Source organism: Sphingopyxis flava (assembly GCF_900168005.1).
In the GTDB taxonomy this organism is placed as follows: Bacteria; Pseudomonadota; Alphaproteobacteria; order Sphingomonadales; family Sphingomonadaceae; genus Sphingopyxis; species Sphingopyxis flava.
On record NZ_FUYP01000014.1, the window covers coordinates 90254 to 108481 of the forward strand.

Below are 18228 nucleotides of genomic sequence, written 5' to 3' on the forward strand. Positions count from 1 at the left end.
GGTGGCCAGCGTCGCGCTCCTTTCCAATCCTCGCTCGACGGGCAACCGCTCGCTGCTGCCCCGAGTGCGCGAATATTGCGCGGCGCACCCCGACATATTCCACTATGAGGTCGAGGCCGTCGATCAGATCGGCGAGGCGATCCGCACCATCGCGATGGTGTCCCCGCGGGTCATTGCGATCAACGGCGGCGACGGCACCGTTCAGGCGGCGCTGACCGAGCTTTATTCAGGCGGCCATTTCGGTGGCTCGCCGCCCCCGGTGGCGGTGCTGCCCAATGGCAAGACAAATCTCATCGCGTTCGACCTCGGTGCCGAGGGCGACCCGATCAAGGCGCTCGAACGGGTCGTCGAACTGGTCGGCGATGGCCGGCTTGAGGATCATGTCATCGAACGCCAGCTCATTGCGCTCGACAGCGGCGGTGCGCGTCCGGTGCTCGGCATGTTCCTCGGCGGCGCTTATCTGGCCGACGTGATGCTCTATTGCCGCCACCGCATCTATCCGCTCGGGTTTCCGAACGGCGTGTCGCATTTCCTCGCGGCCATGCTCGCCTTTTTCTCGATCCTCTTCGGCGTAGGCGGCGGGCGGCTTCCGCCCAAGCCCGAGCCGATGACCGTGTCGCTGATCCGCCAGGGCGAGTTCAAGGGCAAGTTTTCGCTGCTCATTGTCACGACGCTCGAGAAGCTGCTGCTCAGCATCCGCACCAGCGACAAGCATGGCACCAACGGCCATATGAAGCTGCTGGCGACCGAAAGCAGTGTCGGCGCGCTCTTTCGCATGCTCGGCGCAACATGGCGCGGCACGCTGGGCCAGCGGGAGCTCGCGGGCGTTCATTTCCAGCAGGGCGACGAGATCCGTATCGAGGGCGAACGCTCGAATGTCATCCTCGACGGCGAGATTTTCGAGGCGACCGGTGGGCGGCCGATCATCCTGACCTCGACCCAGCCGGTGCCATTTCTGCGGCTTGCGGCCTGAGGGACTTCGATGGCTCCCCTGAGCGATCTCGTCCGCGACGAATTGTCGACGCCCGTCGATCCGCGCGTCGCGGCAATGGCCGCGGCGATCGCGGCACAATTTCCAGGCAGCGCGCGTGCGGTGCTTTTCTACGGCAGCTGTCTTCGGGAAACCCGGCTCGAGGGGTTGATGCTGGATTTCTACCTGATCGTCTCGAGCTATGGCGATGCCTATGCGAGGCGCTGGATGCGGCTTGCCAACCGGCTGATTCCCCCGAATGTCTTTCCGTTCCAGTCTGAGGGGCTCGTCGCCAAATATGCGGTGCTGAGCGAAGCCGATTTTGCGCGGCTGAATGGGCCTGACACGCGCAATGTATCGGTCTGGGCGCGCTTTGCGCAGCCGTCGCGGCTGGTGTGGGCGGCCGACGAGCGAGCGCGCGCGCGCGCGGTTTTAGCCGTTGCGCAGGCGGCGCCGACATTGCTTGCCGCCGCCGGACGGCGCGCGGACGAGGAGGCGCTCGCCTGGTGGCGCCGCGCCTTTTCGCTCACCTATTCGGTCGAGCTTCGCGCCGAGCGCGCGACGCGTGCGCAATCGGTCGTCGATGCCGACACCGAGCGATATGAGCGCTTCAGCGCCCCCGCGATCGCCGCAATTCCGGCGCACGCGCCGAGCGGGGGCTGGACCAGGCGGCGCATCGAGGGAAAGCTGCTCAGTATTGTACGGCTGGCCAAGGCGAGCCTCACCTACGCGGGCGGCATCGATTATCTTGCGTGGAAGATCAACCGTCATGCCGGCACAAAGATCGAGATCAAACCCTGGCAGCGGCGCTGGCCGCTGATTGCGGCGCTGACGCTTGTGCCGCGGCTGATGAAGAGCGGCGCGATCCGGTAGCGAGGCGGGGAGGGGCGGGAATTCCCGAGCGCGCGAAGCGCCGTATCTCAACTCGCGAGCCGCTGGTGCTCCTCAGCGCGCGCTTGGCTGGAGCGCCGGATCGCCTGGTCGAGCGCGCTGAGGGTGAAGGGTTTGCGCAGCACGTCATGATCGCCAAAGCTTGCCTCATCGCCGGCATCGCCGGCGAAGCCCGTGACGAACAGCACCGATAGTAGAGGCCAGCGCTGTTTGAGCCGTGCGACCATTTCGGGTCCAGTGAGCTCGGGCATCAGCACGTCAGAGAGGATAAGGTCGAAGCCGCCGTGGCTCTCGACGAGCGCCTCGGCTTCGAGCGGGTTGCAGCAGGCCACCGCCTTGTGGCCAAGCTCACCCACCGCATCGACCGTTGCGGCGAGGACGCGGTGATCGTCCTCGACCACCAGAATGTTCAGCCGGTCGGAGGGGTCGACCCGCGCAAGCGCTTCATCGCCTTTGCCCTTTTCGACCCCCGCGATCGCGGCTTCGGTAACCGGCAGCAGCATCGCGACGCTTGTGCCTTCGCCTTCGGACGAGTGGATCTGCACCTCGCCGCCCGATTGGCGGCAGAAGGCAAATACCTGGCTCATGCCGAGTCCGGTGCCCTGCCCGGCAGGCTTTGTCGTGTAGAAGGGGTCGAAGACGCGTTCGAGTACGTCCGCGGACATGCCGCAGCCGGTATCGATCACCTGCACCGCGAGCGCCGCCGCCTCGCCGCTTTCGTCGCGCGCTGTGCGGATGGTCAGCGATCCATGACCGTCCATCGCGTCACGCGCGTTGACGGCAAGATTGAGCAGGGCGTTCTCGAACTGCTGCCGGTCGATCCAGCAGGCAAGCCCTTCGGCGTTGAGGTCGAGCGTCAACGCGATGCGGTCGCCGATCGTCCGCGCGATCAGTTCGGCGAAGGAGGCGATGCATGCATCGATGTCGGTCATTTCGGGCCGCGCGGGCTCGGAGCGGGCGAAGGTCAGGAGCCGCCGCGTCAGATCGGCGGCGCGGTTCGCGCCGTCGAGCGCATTATGAATATGGCGCTCGGCCTTTTCGGGCGCCTCGCCCAGCCAGCGCTGTGCGAGTTCGAGTCCGCCGACCACCACCGCCAGCATGTTGTTGAAGTCGTGGGCGATGCCGCCGGTGAGCTGGCCGACCGCCTCCATCTTCTGCGCCTGACGCAGCTGCGCCTCGGCGGTCTCGCGCTCGGACATTTCGGCGCGCAGCGCGGTGTTCGCCTGCTCAAGCTCCGCGGTGCGGTCCTCGACCGCGGCTTCGAGCTCCATCGCACGCTCGCTTTCTGCAAACCGCTCGCGCTGCGCGAGCCGCCGTTCGCCCTCGGCGCGAAGCAGCGAGAAGGTCGCCGCGATCGCAATGATCGCGGCAGCAGCGCCGAGCAGCGAGAACATCAGGATCGCTTGGTTGAGACTGGCCCGGTCCGATGCCGCAATCCGGTTGCGCTCGGACAATCGCTCCCGTTCGTCGCGGATCAGCTGCGCGAGCAGCTTGTTGATCCGGCCGAGAGCCGGATCGTGCGCTGCTGCGTTATATTTGGAGATGGCCGCGATCGTCTGGCGATAATTGGCACTGAGCGCTGCATCGCCAAGCTGCTGCCCGCGGCGCTCGAGTTCGACGCCAAGCTGGCGCACCAGTTCAGCCTGCTCGGGGCTGTCGCGCACATTGCGCTGAAGCAGGCGCAAATATTGCATCGCGACGCCGAACTGCTGCTGATAGATGCGGCCGTCGTCCTTTTGCAGGCCGACTGCGAAGCGGCCGAGCGCTGCCTCGGCGCGCGCAAGCGCGGCATCGAGCGAGCGGGTCTGCGAAATGACCTCGAGGCTGTGCGCCTGCCAGCCGAGCGACCGATCATAGGCGTCGTTGGCGCGCATCAGGAGAAGGACGAGCGCGACGACAACCCCAGTCAGGATCGTCCCGACGCCGGTCGTCAGCCAAAAGCGCAGACGCTCCCGGCGGCTCTCGCTTTCCTGGTCGCTATCCCTCTCGAACACGCGCCTCTCTTACCTCTTCGCCCGTGTCCCGCAAAGCAGGTAAGGCCGCCGGGGCGTCGCCGTCTTTCGCTTCGCCCCGAAAATATGCCCTTTGGTCGGAAAGGGAGGTGGGTCAGCCGATAATCCCGGCGCGCTTGCCGGCGCGTTCGAAACGGGCGAGGATCTCGCCCACCTGATCGCTCGAATGCTCCGCGCACAGCGAACAGCGCAGCAGCGTCATGCCCGCGGGGGTTGCCGGGGGACGAGCGAGATTGACATAAAGTCCTTCCTCGAGCAGCGCTTCCCACATCATGGCGCCTCTCTCGAGGTCGGGCATGATGACCGCGATGATCGCCGATTGCGGCTCCTCGGTACCAAGCGTGAAGCCGAGATCGCGCAGCCCCTTGTGGAGCATCTTCGAATTTTCCCAAAGATGCGCGCGCTTGTTCGACCCGTGCATCAGCTTGCGGATGCTCGTCGCGGCGGTCGCAACGACGCTTGGCGGGAGCGACGCGGTGAAGACATAGGGGCGGCAGACGAGGCGCATGATCTCGAACTTCGGATGGTTCGACACGCAAAAGCCACCAACGGTGCCAACGCTCTTCGAAAAGGTACCGATGATGAAATCGACATCGTCGATAACGCCCTGTGCTTCGGCAACGCCGCGACCGTGCTCGCCGATGAACCCCATCGAGTGGGCCTCGTCGACCAGAACCATCGCGCCATTGTCCTTGGCGATGCGGATCATTTCCTTGAGCGGCGCGACGTCGCCGAGCATCGAATAGACGCCTTCGAGCACGACAAGCTTGCCGGCTTCGGCGGGCAGGCGCTTCAGGCGCTTTTCCAGCGCCTCGATGTCATTGTGGCGGAAGGCGACGATTTCGGCATCGCCCATCTTGCACCCGTCATAGATCGAGGCGTGACTGTCGATGTCGAGGATGACATAATCGCCCTTGCCCGCAATCGTCGAGATGATGCCGAGGTTCGCCTGATATCCGGTCGAAAAGACCATCGCATGATCCATGGCGTAGAAGTGTTTGAGCGCCTCCTCGACCTCGCGGTGGCCCTGATAGGTGCCGTTCAGCACGCGGCTGCCGGTGGTGCCGCTGCCGAATTTGTCGAGCGCATCCTTGCCCGCAGCAATCACGTCCTCGTCGAACGTCATGCCCATATAATTATAGGTGCCAAGCAGGATGGTCTCGCGCCCGTTGCAGATCGCGACGGTTGGTGAGAGCACCTTTTCCATCACCAGGCTGAAGGGGTCGGTGACACCCGTCGCGAGCAGATCCGCGCGCTGCTGGATCAGCGGATCGAATTTGGAAAAAAGATCGGTCATATCGATGTCCAAGGGACCGCTCGCCCCAGCGCTTGCGCGGCGCGAGCGGTGAAGAGAGGGTCAGCCCTGCAGCTTTTCCACCGCCGCGACGAGCTGGCCGACATTCTCGATCTCGGCCTGCTGGTTCATGCTGATGATGATGTCGAACGTGTCTTCGACCTCGGCGACGAAATCCATCACAGTGAGACTGTCCCACTCGAGGTCGCCGGCAAAGGTGGTGGCGTCGGTCAGCTCAACGCCCTTCTTGTTGAAGGGCTCGATGAGGCCGTGGATCTGGTCGGTAAGGGGGGTGCTCATGGGGGTGCGTCCCGAAAAGGTGAAGTTTGCGCGCGGGAATGCCGCGCTTGCCTCCGCTTGGCAAGCGATTGCTGCGGCAATCGGGCAGCATCTTGCCGATATGCGTCGAACATGCCAGTCATGGGCCGGGTCGGGACTGGGGATGACCGATGGACGATAAGGCGAAGTATAGCACGGCATCGCGCCCGGGGGCGGGCGCATTTCCGCCCAATGCGGTGCACCTTGCGCGCACCAGCCAGCAGATGACGATGCAATTGTCGCAAATGGCCGACCAGAAGGCGTCGATCCTGATGGGCGCGACCTTCGTCGTCTTCACCCTGGCGGTCGGGCAGGCACGCGCCGGCGTGGGGGCCTTTGCGATGCCGCTGACGATTCTCGCGACCTTTTCCTTCCTGTCCGCGCTTCTCGCGGTCTCCGCGGTCCTGCCGCGCGTCGGACGCGCTCCGCCGGCGCTGGTCAGGGACGGAAAGGATCACAGCAACATCCTCTTTTTCGGCCGCTTTGCCGAGATGGAAGAGGATGAATTCATCGCGGCGGTGAAGGCGCGGATGCGGTCGGAAGAGGATCTTTACGAAAGCATGCTGCGCGACGCCTATCAAAATGGCCTCATCCTGGCGCGGCGCAAATACCGTTTTCTTGGCCATGCCTACCGGCTGTTCGTCGTCGGCTTGACGCTGACCTTTCTCGCCTTTGCCTATGAGATGATGCTCGCCTGGACAGGGTGAGGGCGAGCGGGGCCCTTCGGCGGTGAGCCTCTCCTGCGCGGGCAGCGAGACTCCTCGCGCCCTGCGTTTCGGGGGCGGGAGGATAGCGAGGTGCCCAGCCCCTGTTGCCATTTTGCCACCTCCGCCCCCGAAACGCCGGGCTGCGCACGCGCCCGCTATTGAACGGCTCTGGCTGCCCGCCTATCCGGGCCGGCTATGCGTCAGCAGGCCCACCCCTTGACCGCGGACGTCCCGCGCAGCCTGCGCGCCGAATTCGGCGCGACGCTGGCGCTTGCCTGGCCGCTTGCCGCGGCGAACCTCTTGCAGATGATGGTGCATGCGATCGACGTCATTTTTGTCGCACGGCTCGGCGACGCCGAGCTTGCCGCCTCTTCGCTCGGCGTGTCGATCTTCGGCCTGCTTGTGTGGACGACGACGGGGCTCGTGGGAGCATCGGCGCCGCTGATCGCGGCTGAACTCGGGCGCCGCAAACATGCAGTGCGCGAGGTGCGGCGCACCGTGCGCATGGCGCTATGGCTGAGCGTGCTCACCTCGATCGCGGCCATGGGCATCTGCGCCGCGGGCGGGCCGATCATGATTGCGACCGGCCAGGCGCGCGATACCTCCGAGCATGCCGCGAGCTTCCTCCTCATTTTGATGTGGGGGATGTTCCCGATGGTTGCGGCGAGCGTTTTGCGCATCTTTGTGTCGGCGCTCGGCCGGCCCAAGATCGCCACCGCCATCACCTTCCTCGCGCTCGGGGTCAATGCGCTCGGCAACTGGTCGCTTGTCTTCGGTCATCTCGGGCTGCCCGCGCTCGGCCTCCACGGTTCGGCGCTCTCGAGCGTGATCACGAGCACGGTCATGCTGCTTGCCTATGTGGTGGTCATTCAGCTCGACCGGCAGCTGCGCCGCTATCATCTGTTCGGCAATTGGTGGCGGTCCGAATGGGCGCGCTTTTTCGAGATCGTGCGTATCGGCGCGCCGATCGGGCTGATCATTCTTGCCGAGGCGGGGCTGTTCACCGGCGCCGCCTTCCTGATGGGACGTATCGGCGAGGTCGAACTTGCAGGTCACACGATTGCGCTGCAGGTCGCCGCGCTCGCCTTCCAGATCCCCTTCGGCGTCGCGCAGGCGGCGACGATCCGCGTGGGCCTTTCCTATGGTGCGCGCGATCCGCACGGCATCGCGCTGGCGGGGCGGGCGTCGCTGATCCTCGGCATCGGCTTCATGACCCTGACCGCGGCGACGATGTGGCTCTTCCCACGGCTCGTCTTGTCGATCTATGTCGATGTCGACGCGGCGCGTAACGCCGCGCTCGTGAGCTATGCGATGCAGTTCCTCGTCGTCGCCGCCGCCTTCCAGCTGTTCGACGGCGCCCAGACGGTCGCTGCGGGCGTATTGCGCGGCCTCCAGGACACGCGCGTCCCGATGATCATCGCGGTGTGCGGCTATTGGTTTGCAGGCTATGGCACCGCCATCTATCTTGGCTTCTGGACTCCGCTCGCCGGCGTCGGCATCTGGATCGGCCTTGCAGTAGGGCTCGTCGTCGTTGCCGGGCTGCTGCTTGCGCGCTGGCGGCTGCGGGCGCGATTGGGTCTTCTCCCCGCCTGACGAAAAAAAAGCCAAAAAAGAATCTCGCCCAACGCTTGACGGGCTGCGCCCATCGACCCATATGGCCGCCTGTTAGCACTCTCCTCAGGTGAGTGCTAAACTGAGATCCATTGCATATCTGGAGGACATCCATGCAATTTCGTCCGTTGCACGACCGCGTGCTCGTTCGCCGCATCGAAGCTGAAGAAAAGACGGCCGGCGGCATCATCATTCCCGATACCGCCAAAGAAAAGCCGCAGGAAGGCGAAGTTGTCGCCGTGGGCACCGGCATCAAGGCTGAAGACGGCAAGATCACGCCGCTCGACGTCAAGGCGGGCGACCGCATCCTGTTCGGCAAATGGTCGGGCACCGAAGTCAAGGTCGATGGCGAAGAGCTGTTGATCATGAAGGAATCGGACATTCTCGGCGTTCTCGCCTGAACCTTTTCGCCTGACCTGGCGAAATCCCGATTTCAGTGTGAAGTCTCGCAGTTTTCTGCGGAATCGAAAGGAAGCATAAATGGCTGCCAAGGACGTTAAATTCAGCCGTGACGCCCGCGAGCGCATTCTGCGCGGCGTCGACACCCTCGCCGATGCGGTGAAGGTTACCCTCGGCCCCAAGGGCCGCAACGTCGTCATCGACAAGAGCTTCGGCGCGCCGCGCATCACCAAGGACGGTGTGACCGTCGCCAAGGAAATCGAACTCAAGGACAAGTTCGAGAATATGGGCGCGCAGATGCTGCGCGAAGTGGCGAGCAAGGCCAATGACAAGGCCGGCGACGGCACCACCACCGCGACCGTTCTCGCGCAGGCGATCGTTCGCGAAGGCATGAAGTCGGTTGCGGCCGGCATGAACCCGATGGACCTGAAGCGCGGCATCGACCTTGCCGTCACCAAGGTCGTGGAGACGATCAAGGCGCAGTCGAAGGCTGTGCAGGGCTCGTCCGAAATCGCCCAGGTCGGCATCATCTCGGCGAACGGCGACAAGGAAGTCGGCGAGAAGATCGCCGAGGCGATGGAAAAGGTCGGCAAGGAAGGCGTGATCACCGTCGAGGAAGCCAAGGGCCTCGATTTCGAGCTGGATGTCGTCGAAGGCATGCAGTTCGACCGCGGCTATCTGTCGCCCTATTTCATCACCAATCCGGAAAAGATGCTCGTCGAGCTGGCTGATCCGTACATCCTGATCTTCGAGAAGAAGCTGTCGAACCTCCAGTCGATGCTGCCGATCCTCGAGGCGGTTGTGCAGTCGGGCCGCCCGCTGCTGATCATCGCCGAGGACATCGAAGGCGAAGCGCTGGCGACCCTCGTCGTCAACCGCCTGCGCGGTGGCCTCAAGGTCGCGGCGGTCAAGGCTCCGGGCTTCGGCGATCGTCGCAAGGCGATGCTGCAGGACATCGCGATCCTGACCAAGGGCGAGATGATCAGCGAAGACCTCGGCATCAAGCTTGAGAATGTCACGCTGAGCATGCTCGGCCAGGCCAAGCGCGTCACCATCGACAAGGACAACACCACGATCGTCGACGGTGCGGGCGAAGCCGATGCGATCAAGGGCCGCGTCGAGCAGATCCGTGCGCAGATCGAAACCACGACGTCGGATTACGACCGTGAAAAGCTGCAGGAACGTCTGGCGAAGCTCGCCGGCGGTGTTGCGGTGATCAAGGTCGGCGGCGCGTCGGAGGTCGAGGTGAAGGAACGCAAGGATCGCGTCGATGACGCGCTCCACGCGACCCGCGCTGCCGTCGAGGAAGGCATTGTTCCGGGTGGCGGCACCGCGCTCCTCTATGCGACCAAGGCACTCGACGGGCTTTCGGGCGAAAATGAAGACCAGACCCGCGGCGTCGACATCATCCGTCGCGCGCTGCAGGCTCCGGTCCGCCAGATCGCCGAGAACGCGGGCTTCGACGGCGCCGTCGTCGCGGGCAAGCTGTTCGATCAGCAGGACTCCAACCACGGCTTCAACGCCGCGACGGACACCTATGAGGATCTGGTCAAGGCCGGTGTCATCGACCCGACCAAGGTCGTGCGCACCGCGCTTCAGGACGCTGCGTCGGTCGCAGGCCTGCTCATCACCACCGAAGCCGCGGTGAGCGAGCTGCCTGAAGACAAGCCGGCGATGCCGATGGGCGGCGGCGGTATGGGCGGCATGGGCGGCATGGATTTCTAAGGTCCGCCGTCACCGCTCAGCGCAAGCTGACAGCGAAGGGCCGGGGAGGAAACTCTCCGGCCCTTCTTGATTTACAAAAAGAGCCTCAAGCGCACGGTGTCATCCCTTGCGGCGTCCCGCAAACGGCAGGATCGCCCGGTAGGCCTCTACCCCCGGCGCCCCGCCGATCGTCACACCTTGTGTCAGCAGCCAGTAATGCCGCACAATCTCCGCCTGCTGTTCGAGCCCGTAGCGGTGGAGCGGCCATCCGGGCTTCAGGCTGTAATGATAGGTTGCAAAGGGGTGCCGCATAAGCACCAGGTACCAGCGGCCACGCGTCTGCGCCTGCCAGACATGCGTCATCTCGTGGATGAAAAGCCCTTGAAGCGACTGGGGCGCGGCGCTGAAATCCTCTGCATAAAGGTCGCCGTGCGGATGAAAGTGAAGCGCCCCCATCGGTGCCATCACGACGCGCCGCGGCTGGAAGAAAGCCCATTTGTGGTGGCACACGCGCACTCGCCTATAGTCGATCGCGTCGCCGAACACGCTCTGGGCGAGCACGATCTCGCCTTCCGTCAAGCTGCGCGACGGCCCCGCCATGCGCCGCTATTTCTTCGCTGCGTCTGCCGTGCCTTCGCCAGCTGCCTTGCCGGCGCCGCCCATGTCCATCGCGCCATGATCCATCGCCGCACCGCTGCTATCGCCTCTTTGCGGCGCCTGCCGGATCGTGAGGTCGAAGAGGATGCGTTCATTATTATTGTTCGAGAAAACGAAGATCATCGGCAGCTTGCCTGCTCGCACCGCGGCTCCATTGATATTCCAGATCATCAGATGTCTGCCGCCGGGCTTGAATTCGAGCTCGCCCTTGGCGGGCACCGGCGCGCTGCGCAGCGGCTTCATCGACACGATGCCATTTTCCTTGACGGTTTCGTGCATCTCGACGCGCTGGGCAAGGTCCGAGCTCACGGCCATCAACTCGACATCGCGGGGACCGCCCTTGATGGTGAAATAGCCCGCCGCAGGGCGATCCGGGGTCGCGCCCATTTCGATATAGCCGCTTGCGACGTGCAGCACCGGCCCCTGACCGAGATTCTCGCCGCATCCCGAAAGGGACAGGGCGGCGGCGGCAAGAGCGGTGATTGCGAAGGGCTTCATCGGGAGACTCCGGGTCTGGCTGAAATTTGCCTGTCACCGATAAGCCGTCAAAGCCCTTGTGCCAAGGATTAGCGCACCTATATCGCGCCCAGAAACCCCGCATGGGATCAACGACGGGCGTGCCTTTTCAGGGCGCCGCAAAAACAACAAGGACGTGTATATTATGGCCAAAGTGATCGGGATCGACCTCGGCACCACCAACAGCTGCGTCGCGGTGATGGAAGGCGGAAAGCCCAAGGTCATTGACAATGTGGAAGGCGCGCGCACGACGCCGTCGATCGTCGCCTTTGCCAAGGACGGCGAGCGGCTGATCGGCCAGCCGGCGAAGCGCCAGGCAGTGACCAATCCCGAAAATACCGTTTTCGCGGTGAAGCGCCTGATCGGCCGCCGCTTCGACGATCCCATGACGAAGAAGGACATGGAACTCGTCCCCTATAATATCGTCAAGGGCAACAATGGCGACGCTTGGGTGAAGGCGGGCGGCGAGGATTATTCGCCTTCGCAGATCAGCGCGTTCATCCTTCAGAAGATGAAGGAAACGGCCGAGGCTTATCTCGGTGAAAAGGTCGAGCAGGCGGTCATCACCGTTCCCGCTTACTTCAACGACGCCCAGCGCCAGGCGACCAAGGACGCGGGCAAGATCGCAGGCCTCGAAGTGCTTCGCATCATCAACGAGCCGACCGCGGCCGCGCTTGCTTACGGCCTCGACAAGCAAGACAACAAGACCATCGCCGTCTATGACCTTGGCGGCGGCACCTTCGACATCTCGATCCTCGAAGTCGGCGACGGCGTGTTCGAGGTGAAATCGACCAACGGCGACACCTTCCTCGGCGGTGAAGACTTCGACAGCAAGCTGGTCGAATTTCTGGCCGACACCTTCAAGAAGGACGAGGGCATCGACCTGCGGGGCGACAAGCTCGCGCTGCAGCGGCTGAAGGAAGCTGCAGAAAAGGCGAAGATCGAACTGTCCTCGGCAGCGACCACCGAAGTCAACCTGCCCTTCATCACCGCCGACGCCAACGGGCCGAAGCATCTGGTCAAGACGATCACCCGCGCGGATCTTGAAAAGCTGGTCGAGGAACTGGTGAAGCGCACGCTCGAACCCTGCAAGAAGGCGATCAAGGACGCCGGCGTCGGCGCCAGCGAGATCGATGAGGTCGTGCTCGTCGGCGGCATGACCCGCATGCCGCGCGTGCGCGAGGTCGTGAAGGACTTCTTCGGCAAGGAGCCGCACACCGGTGTGAACCCCGACGAAGTCGTCGCCATTGGCGCTGCGATTCAGGCGGGCGTGCTGCAGGGCGACGTCAAGGACGTGCTGCTGCTCGATGTGACCCCGCTCAGCCTCGGTATCGAGACGCTGGGCGGCGTGTTTACGCGCATGATAGACCGGAACACGACGATCCCGACCAAGAAGAGCCAGGTCTACTCGACCGCGGACGACAATCAGTCCGCGGTGACGATCCGCGTCTTCCAGGGCGAGCGCGAAATGGCGGCGGACAACAAGCTTCTGGGCCAGTTCGACCTTGTCGGCATCCCGCCGGCGCCGCGCGGCGTGCCGCAGATCGAGGTCACATTCGACATCGATGCCAACGGCATCGTGTCGGTCCACGCCAAGGACAAGGGCACCGGCAAGGAGCAGCAGATCAAGATCCAGGCCTCGGGCGGGCTTTCGGACGCGGACATCGAGCAGATGGTCAAGGACGCTGAGCAGTTCGCCGAAGAGGACAAGAAGCGTCGCGAGGCGGCTGAGGCGAAGAACAATGCCGAAAGCCTGATCCACTCGACCGAACGCCAGCTTGAAGAGCATGGCGACAAGGTCGATGCAGCGCTGAAGGGCGAGATTGAGGCTGCGCTCGCCGAAGCCAAGACCGCGGTCGATGGCGGTGACCCCGCCGCCATGACCGAAAAGGCCCAGGCACTTGCGCAGGTGGCCATGAAGCTCGGCCAGGCGATCTACGAGAAGGAGCAGCAGGCCGCCGCGTCGCCCGGCGCCGAGGCTGGCGAGACCAAGGCCGACGAAGATGTCGTCGACGCCGAATTCTCGGAAGTCGAGGACGACAAGAAGTAAGGATGACCTTCAACCGTCATGCCGGCGGAAGCTGGCATCGCTCTCGGATCCCGCTTCGCCGGACCGGTAGCGACCCCGGCCTTGGCCGGGGTGACGGGTTGAAGTAGGGGCTTTTGAGAATGTCGCTCGACATCGATTATTATGAACTGCTGGAAGTTGATCGCACCGCTGACAACAGGGCGCTGAAGGCCGCCTACCGCAAGCTCGCCATGCAATATCACCCGGACAAGAACCCCGGGTGCAGCGATAGCGAGGCGCGCTTCAAGGCCATCAACGAAGCCTATGACTGCCTGAAAGACCCGCAAAAGCGGGCGGCCTATGACCGTTTCGGCAAGGCGGGTGTCCAGGGCGGCGCGAACGGCTTTGGCGGTGGGGCCGATTTCGGTGACATTGGCGACATTTTTGAATCGATCTTCGGATCGGCGTTCGGCGGCCGCCAGCAGCAGCGTGGTCCCGCGCGCGGTGCTGACCTGCGCTACGACATGGAAATCCGGCTCGAGGACGCCTTCACCGGCTGCACCCGCGAAATCCAGGTCGACGTTGCTGCGCGCTGCGACGCCTGCGACGGCTCCGGCGCCAAGCCGGGTACGTCCACCCATCGCTGCGGAACCTGCGGCGGTCACGGCAAGGTGAGGGCCCAGCAGGGTTTCTTCATGGTCGAGCGCACTTGTCCCGCCTGTCAGGGAGCGGGCGAGGTCATCGCGGACCCCTGCACCAGCTGTCATGGCGAAGGCCGCGTCGATCGGCGCAAGACGCTGACCGTCAACATTCCGGCCGGCGTGGACGAGGGGACGCGCATTCGCCTGTCGGGCGAGGGGGAAAGCGGTGCGCGCGGCGCAGCTCCCGGGGACCTCTACATCTTTCTTCACATGGCGCGGCACCGGGTTTTCGAGCGCGAAGGAACGACGCTGTTCACGCGCGCCCCGATCAGCTTCACGACCGCAGCGCTCGGCGGCGAGATCAGCATTCCTGGGCTCGACGGCAGCCGGCACGACATCCGCATCCCCGCAGGCATCCAGTCGGGCAAGCAGCTACGCCAGCGCGGGGCGGGCATGCCCGTGCTCAATGGCCGCGGCCACGGCGACCTTGTGGTCCAGATCGATGTCGAGACGCCGACCAAGCTCAGTGCCAAGCAGAAGGAACTGCTCCAGGCATTCCGCGAAACCGAGACGGGCGAGGAATGCCCGGCGAGCCAGGGCTTTTTCGGCCGCATCAAGGAAATGTGGGAAGATCTGACGGATTAAGCCGTCGCGCACGTCACCCAGTCGCCCCTTGCTCTTCCCGCAATGGGGGAACAGGGCCGATCTCTTCCCTGAGCTTGGCGATCAGCGCCTCGACCTGCGGCAGCCGCTTTTCCTCTTCGTCGAGGATCGCATGGAAAGCCTGCCGCTTGAGGTTCGCGAGCGCCTCGCCGCTCAGCGCCCCGTCGCCGGTAACGCTCGAGGCCACGATGTCGATCAGCCGGTCGGCGCCGTGGAGCCGGCCCCATAGATAGTCGTTCTCCCGGTAGGCCCGGCTGAAGAAGGCGCCGAAGCTGTTGAACTCGATCCCCTTGAGCATCGCGGCGGCGCCGCCGGTACGGATCGCGGTCGCATCGGAAGGGGAAATGCGGTCGACCTTGATCGGGTCGAATTCATCGAACCCCTCGCCCTGCAGCAGCGGCAGCGTCGCGATGTCGTAGAACGGGTATCCAAGATAGGCGAGCAGCATCGTCCGTCGGTCGTCCTTGGGGAGCGCGCCCAGCGCTTTGGCAAGAAGCACATCGGCCTCGCCATCGACCGCGACGAGGTCTCGCCGGTCGGCAATCGCGTCGATCCATGCGCCGAGCCCCGCATCGGCGGGGATGTCCAGGTCGCCAAGCCAGCTGTCACCCTCGCGCTCCAGATAGAAGCCGAGCGCGGCAAAGATCGCCTCACGCATGGCTTCGCACGCGGGGTCGCGCTCGTCGCGCTTCGCTTCGACCGCGGTGTCGAGCTCGCGCGCCAGAAAGCGCAGGCGGCGGATGCGGAAGCCAATGTCGTGGTTGCGAAAGAAGTCGATCGCGTCCCGGCTTGCCCCCGCGCCCTTCTTGCCCGAAATCCGGTCGAGCCCGCGCGCGCGCACCTCGTCCCACAAGGCCTGGCGGCGGTTGGCGCGGTGCACGGCGCCCTCGGCCGGGGCCAGTCGGTCGATCACGCGCGCCAACTCCTCGACGATCGCCGACAGCTTGAGATGTCCGTAGGGCGCATAGGCAAAGCCCGCGCGCGACGCCGCTTCGGTCTGCGCCCTGGTGCGCCACTTGTCGAGCCGCGCCGGGGTCGGTGTTCCTAAAAAGAAGGTGGTGCCGAAGAGTGCTGCGACCTGTTCCTCGACCTCCACCTTCATCGCGTCGACAATATGCTGCATGCGGCGGATGCGCCGCGACATCGCCTCAATCGCCTCGACATTGTCGCGGATCGGCTGCTCGCGAGGAATTTCGGACAGCGCGCCGAGGATGGTTGTCAGAAAGCCCGGCAGCTTCTTCTCCTCGCCTTCGACCGCGTCGCCGTGGCGGTTGAAACTGATCGAGCGATAATCGGGTTTGGGATCGATATAGACGAAGCGCCGGTCAATCTCGCGCCGCGCAGGCCGCTGCTTCAGCGCCGCGATGGCCGGCCGGAAGGGTGCGTTCGCGAGCACTGATCCGTCGATCAGCACCCGGTCGGCGGGATCGGCTTCATCGCTTTGCGGGAGCTGGACGCGGATGAAATCAGCGCGGTCGGGCCAGGCGATGCCCCGCTTTTCAAGAACGGCGTCGATCTCGCGCAGCGTAAAGGGCGGGAAGGCGCCGGGGAAACTCGCCGTCGCGCGCGCTGCCGCGGCGAGGCCGGCGACGTCGTCAAGGCGCTTGCCCGCGCGGCCGTCGTGCCGGAAATGGATGACGAGCCGGTGTTCCTGCTCGGTCACGCGCGTCGGGCTGTTGAGCGCTAGCGGCATGCTGTGCCCGGCAAAGTCGGTCACCGATACAAAAAGGTCCACCGGCTGCCCCGCCGGGACCAGTGCGGGCCCGCGCGGTCCGCCATCCATCGCGTCGAAGGCATCGAGGATCAGGTTGGAGAACGTCTCGCCGCCGAAGGGCGGCTCGAACCAGCGGGCGCGCACGAAGCGCGACAGTTTGGCGCGCACTTCCTCTTGCGCCGCGCCGCCGACGGTGCGGTCGATGACGTTGCCGCGCCGCTTCATCGCCCATCCGGCGATTGGCACCGCCCAGAATTTCGTCGCTGCCGAAAGTGGCCGTGCATCGGGGTCGAGCAGCCGGTCAACGTCGGCGTCGGTCAGCCATAATTCGGTGAGGGGGTCGAGCGACTGCCCGGTGGCGAGCGCGCGTGCGAGGAAAACGCCGTTGATGCCGCCCGCACTCGCGCCTGCGACAATGTCTGCGAGAACGCGCAGGCGGATATTGCTGCCTGCAAGAATGTCCGCAAGAAGGTCGCGATAGACGCGTCCCGATCCCTCGGCTGTCTCGCCATCATGAAAGGCGCGCGAGGCTGCGGCGAGCCGCCATACTTCCTTGGTGATGCCGTGCATATATACGGCAAGGCTGATGCCGCCATAGCATATCAGGGCGAAACGCAGTTCCTTTTCCCGCATGTTGAGGCTGATAGCGCGCTTTGGGGGGCGGCGTCACCCTCAACCCCGCAACGCTGCCTCCATCCGGGCGGCCGCGGCGTCATAGACGCGCGCTTTCAATCCGTCGGTGACCGCGGCCGGCGCGCGATCGGGGTGGCCGCCAGCAAAGGGCGGGGCGGGGTCATATTCGATGGCGAGCTGGATCGCCTGCGCCGCCGCCTCGCCGCGAAGCCTGGCGATCAGGGTGAGGGCGAAATCGAGTCCCGAGGTTACGCCGCCCGCGGTCACGATATTGCCGTCCTCGACGATGCGCCCCGGGGCGGGCTCTGCGCCGACAAGGGGCAAGAGCTGGGTATAGGCCCAGTGCGTCGTCGCGCGCTTGCCGCCGAGCAGCCCGGCGCGGCCGAGGAGGAAAGCGCCGGTGCACACGCTTGTAATCCATGCAGCGCCCGCGGCCTGCCGGATGAGGAATTCTATCGTGGCAGGGTCGGCGATCGCATCTGCCACACCGTGACCTCCCGGGACGCACAGAATGTCCGCTTGCGGCGCATCGCCGAAGTCATGCGTCGGGAGAATCGCAAAGCCACTATCGGTCGCGATCGGATCGAGCTTGGCCGCTGCGCCAGCGAGCCGGGCGCCCGGCATCCGGCTGAGCGCCTGCGCGGGCGCGGTAAAATCGAGCTGGGTGATGCCAGGAAACAGCGCGAAGACGATCGTGACGGCCTCGCTCATCGCGCGGATTCTCCGGCGGCCTGGTCGTGCCCCGCGAGCGGCGGGGGATCGCGGCTTTCGAGCATTTCAGCCGCCTGGTCGAGCGCCTTCGCCTCGCTGACCGTTACACCGCCGGGGCCGGGTTCATTCTCGGTGCGGCTGCATGCCGATGCCGATATGAGCAAGAGGGCTAGCAGAAATGTCCGCGCCGTCCTCCAAGCCATTGTCTGCCTCCCAAGAAAAAGGGCCCCATTCCATGCGGAATGGAGCCCCATTTTCGGATCACGCGCCGCAGCGCACGGGTCCCGATTACTGCTTGTCGTTGGCTTCCGCCTTCGCCGTCTCTTCGGCGACCTTGTCGCCGGCAGCAGCAGCAGCATCACCAGCAGCGTTCACCGTGCCTTCGATGGCGTTGCCGGCGTCGCTCGCAGCCGCGGCGGTCGCGTCGGCAGCGTCAGCTGCGCCTTCGGCAACGGCATCACCGGCGGCGGCAGCGTCGTCCGCAACCGCGGCGCCCGCTTCCGACGTTTCCTCCTGCGCCTTTTCCGAGCAGGCAGCGAGGCTGAAGGCCGCGGCGGCCATCGACGCGATGATGAACTTGCGCATGTAAATTCCTTTCGAATGCCATGGCGGCCGGTCCCGTCCGCCAGGCGCACAGGATTAACCCCAGATGAAGCGCTTGGCAACTGCGCTGCACGACTTCGCCAGGGGAATCGCTTCAGGTTAACGCGGTGTCTTTGGTGAGGAGTTTTTGGAGGTAGTCTGGGTTGAGATTGGCGAGTTTTCGGCGGACCTTGAGG

General features: G+C 64.7%; 17 protein-coding genes. 8 read left to right on the forward strand and 9 right to left on the reverse strand.

Annotated elements, in window-relative coordinates; translation table 11 throughout:
- The first annotated feature begins 1 nt into the window (after window position 1).
- Window positions 2-973 (forward strand): diacylglycerol/lipid kinase family protein, encoded by a 972-nt coding sequence (locus B5X69_RS12655; protein ID WP_079639065.1) that lies wholly within the window; start codon window positions 2-4, stop codon window positions 971-973.
- Window positions 974-982: 9 nt separating this feature from the next.
- The gene (locus tag B5X69_RS12660) at window positions 983-1843 is read left to right on the forward strand and encodes a hypothetical protein (protein WP_079639066.1); all 861 of its coding nucleotides are present in this window, start codon (window positions 983-985) and stop codon (window positions 1841-1843) included.
- A 47-nt stretch (window positions 1844-1890) separates the two neighbouring features.
- On the opposite strand, the gene B5X69_RS12665 is transcribed toward B5X69_RS12660, so the two are convergent.
- The 3 genes from B5X69_RS12665 to B5X69_RS12675 form a co-directional block, all read right to left on the reverse strand.
- Window positions 1891-3855 (reverse strand): ATP-binding protein, encoded by a 1965-nt coding sequence (locus tag B5X69_RS12665; RefSeq protein ID WP_079639067.1) that lies wholly within the window; start codon window positions 3853-3855, stop codon window positions 1891-1893.
- A 112-nt stretch (window positions 3856-3967) separates the two neighbouring features.
- Entirely contained in the window at window positions 3968-5170 is a 1203-nt protein-coding gene (gene spt / locus B5X69_RS12670; RefSeq protein ID WP_079639069.1) for a serine palmitoyltransferase, read from the reverse strand.
- A gap of 60 nt (window positions 5171-5230) precedes the next feature.
- Window positions 5231-5467, reverse strand: a complete 237-nt coding sequence (locus tag B5X69_RS12675) for an acyl carrier protein (protein WP_079639071.1) — start codon at window positions 5465-5467, stop codon at window positions 5231-5233.
- A gap of 149 nt (window positions 5468-5616) precedes the next feature.
- On the opposite strand from B5X69_RS12675, the gene B5X69_RS12680 reads away from it, so the two are divergent.
- From B5X69_RS12680 to groL, 4 genes are all read left to right on the forward strand, one after another.
- Entirely contained in the window at window positions 5617-6192 is a 576-nt protein-coding gene (locus B5X69_RS12680; protein ID WP_079639072.1) for a Pycsar system effector family protein, read from the forward strand.
- Window positions 6193-6387: 195 nt separating this feature from the next.
- Window positions 6388-7785 (forward strand): MATE family efflux transporter, encoded by a 1398-nt coding sequence (locus B5X69_RS12685; protein ID WP_079639073.1) that lies wholly within the window; start codon window positions 6388-6390, stop codon window positions 7783-7785.
- A 131-nt stretch (window positions 7786-7916) separates the two neighbouring features.
- Window positions 7917-8204, forward strand: a complete 288-nt coding sequence (gene groES / locus B5X69_RS12690) for a co-chaperone GroES (protein WP_079639074.1) — start codon at window positions 7917-7919, stop codon at window positions 8202-8204.
- A gap of 79 nt (window positions 8205-8283) precedes the next feature.
- Entirely contained in the window at window positions 8284-9927 is a 1644-nt protein-coding gene (groL, locus tag B5X69_RS12695; RefSeq protein WP_079639075.1) for a chaperonin GroEL, read from the forward strand.
- Between the two features lie 99 nt (window positions 9928-10026).
- Here the strand turns inward: groL and B5X69_RS12700 are convergent, their stop codons facing one another.
- Both B5X69_RS12700 and B5X69_RS12705 read right to left on the reverse strand, forming a co-directional pair.
- Window positions 10027-10506 carry a vgr related protein gene (locus B5X69_RS12700; protein WP_079639076.1) on the reverse strand — a complete coding sequence of 160 codons (480 nt, stop codon included), beginning with the start codon at window positions 10504-10506 and terminating at the stop codon, window positions 10027-10029.
- Between the two features lie 6 nt (window positions 10507-10512).
- Window positions 10513-11061: a copper chaperone PCu(A)C gene (locus B5X69_RS12705; RefSeq protein WP_079639077.1), complete on the reverse strand. Its 549-nt coding sequence runs from the start codon at window positions 11059-11061 to the stop codon at window positions 10513-10515.
- A 163-nt stretch (window positions 11062-11224) separates the two neighbouring features.
- Here B5X69_RS12705 and dnaK point away from each other — a divergent pair, with 163 nt between their 5' ends.
- Together dnaK and dnaJ are read left to right on the forward strand one after the other, a co-directional pair.
- Window positions 11225-13129 carry a molecular chaperone DnaK gene (gene dnaK, locus B5X69_RS12710; protein ID WP_079639078.1) on the forward strand — a complete coding sequence of 635 codons (1905 nt, stop codon included), beginning with the start codon at window positions 11225-11227 and terminating at the stop codon, window positions 13127-13129.
- A gap of 119 nt (window positions 13130-13248) precedes the next feature.
- Window positions 13249-14373, forward strand: coding sequence for a molecular chaperone DnaJ (gene dnaJ / locus B5X69_RS12715; RefSeq protein WP_079639079.1), 1125 nt, complete (start codon window positions 13249-13251; stop codon window positions 14371-14373).
- 13 nt (window positions 14374-14386) lie between these two features.
- Here dnaJ and B5X69_RS12720 read toward each other — a convergent pair whose 3' ends face one another.
- The 4 genes from B5X69_RS12720 to B5X69_RS12735 all read right to left on the reverse strand — a co-directional run bounded on the left by B5X69_RS12720 (window position 14387) and on the right by B5X69_RS12735 (window position 18034).
- Window positions 14387-16738 (reverse strand): patatin-like protein, encoded by a 2352-nt coding sequence (locus B5X69_RS12720; protein WP_079639080.1) that lies wholly within the window; start codon window positions 16736-16738, stop codon window positions 14387-14389.
- A gap of 39 nt (window positions 16739-16777) precedes the next feature.
- Window positions 16778-17449, reverse strand: coding sequence for a DJ-1/PfpI family protein (locus B5X69_RS12725; RefSeq protein WP_079639081.1), 672 nt, complete (start codon window positions 17447-17449; stop codon window positions 16778-16780).
- Window positions 17446-17652, reverse strand: coding sequence for a hypothetical protein (locus tag B5X69_RS12730; RefSeq protein ID WP_079639082.1), 207 nt, complete (start codon window positions 17650-17652; stop codon window positions 17446-17448). The genes B5X69_RS12725 and B5X69_RS12730 overlap by 4 nt, the downstream gene beginning before the upstream one ends.
- A gap of 85 nt (window positions 17653-17737) precedes the next feature.
- Window positions 17738-18034 (reverse strand): entericidin EcnAB, encoded by a 297-nt coding sequence (locus tag B5X69_RS12735; RefSeq protein ID WP_079639083.1) that lies wholly within the window; start codon window positions 18032-18034, stop codon window positions 17738-17740.
- Window positions 18035-18228 lie beyond the last annotated feature (194 nt).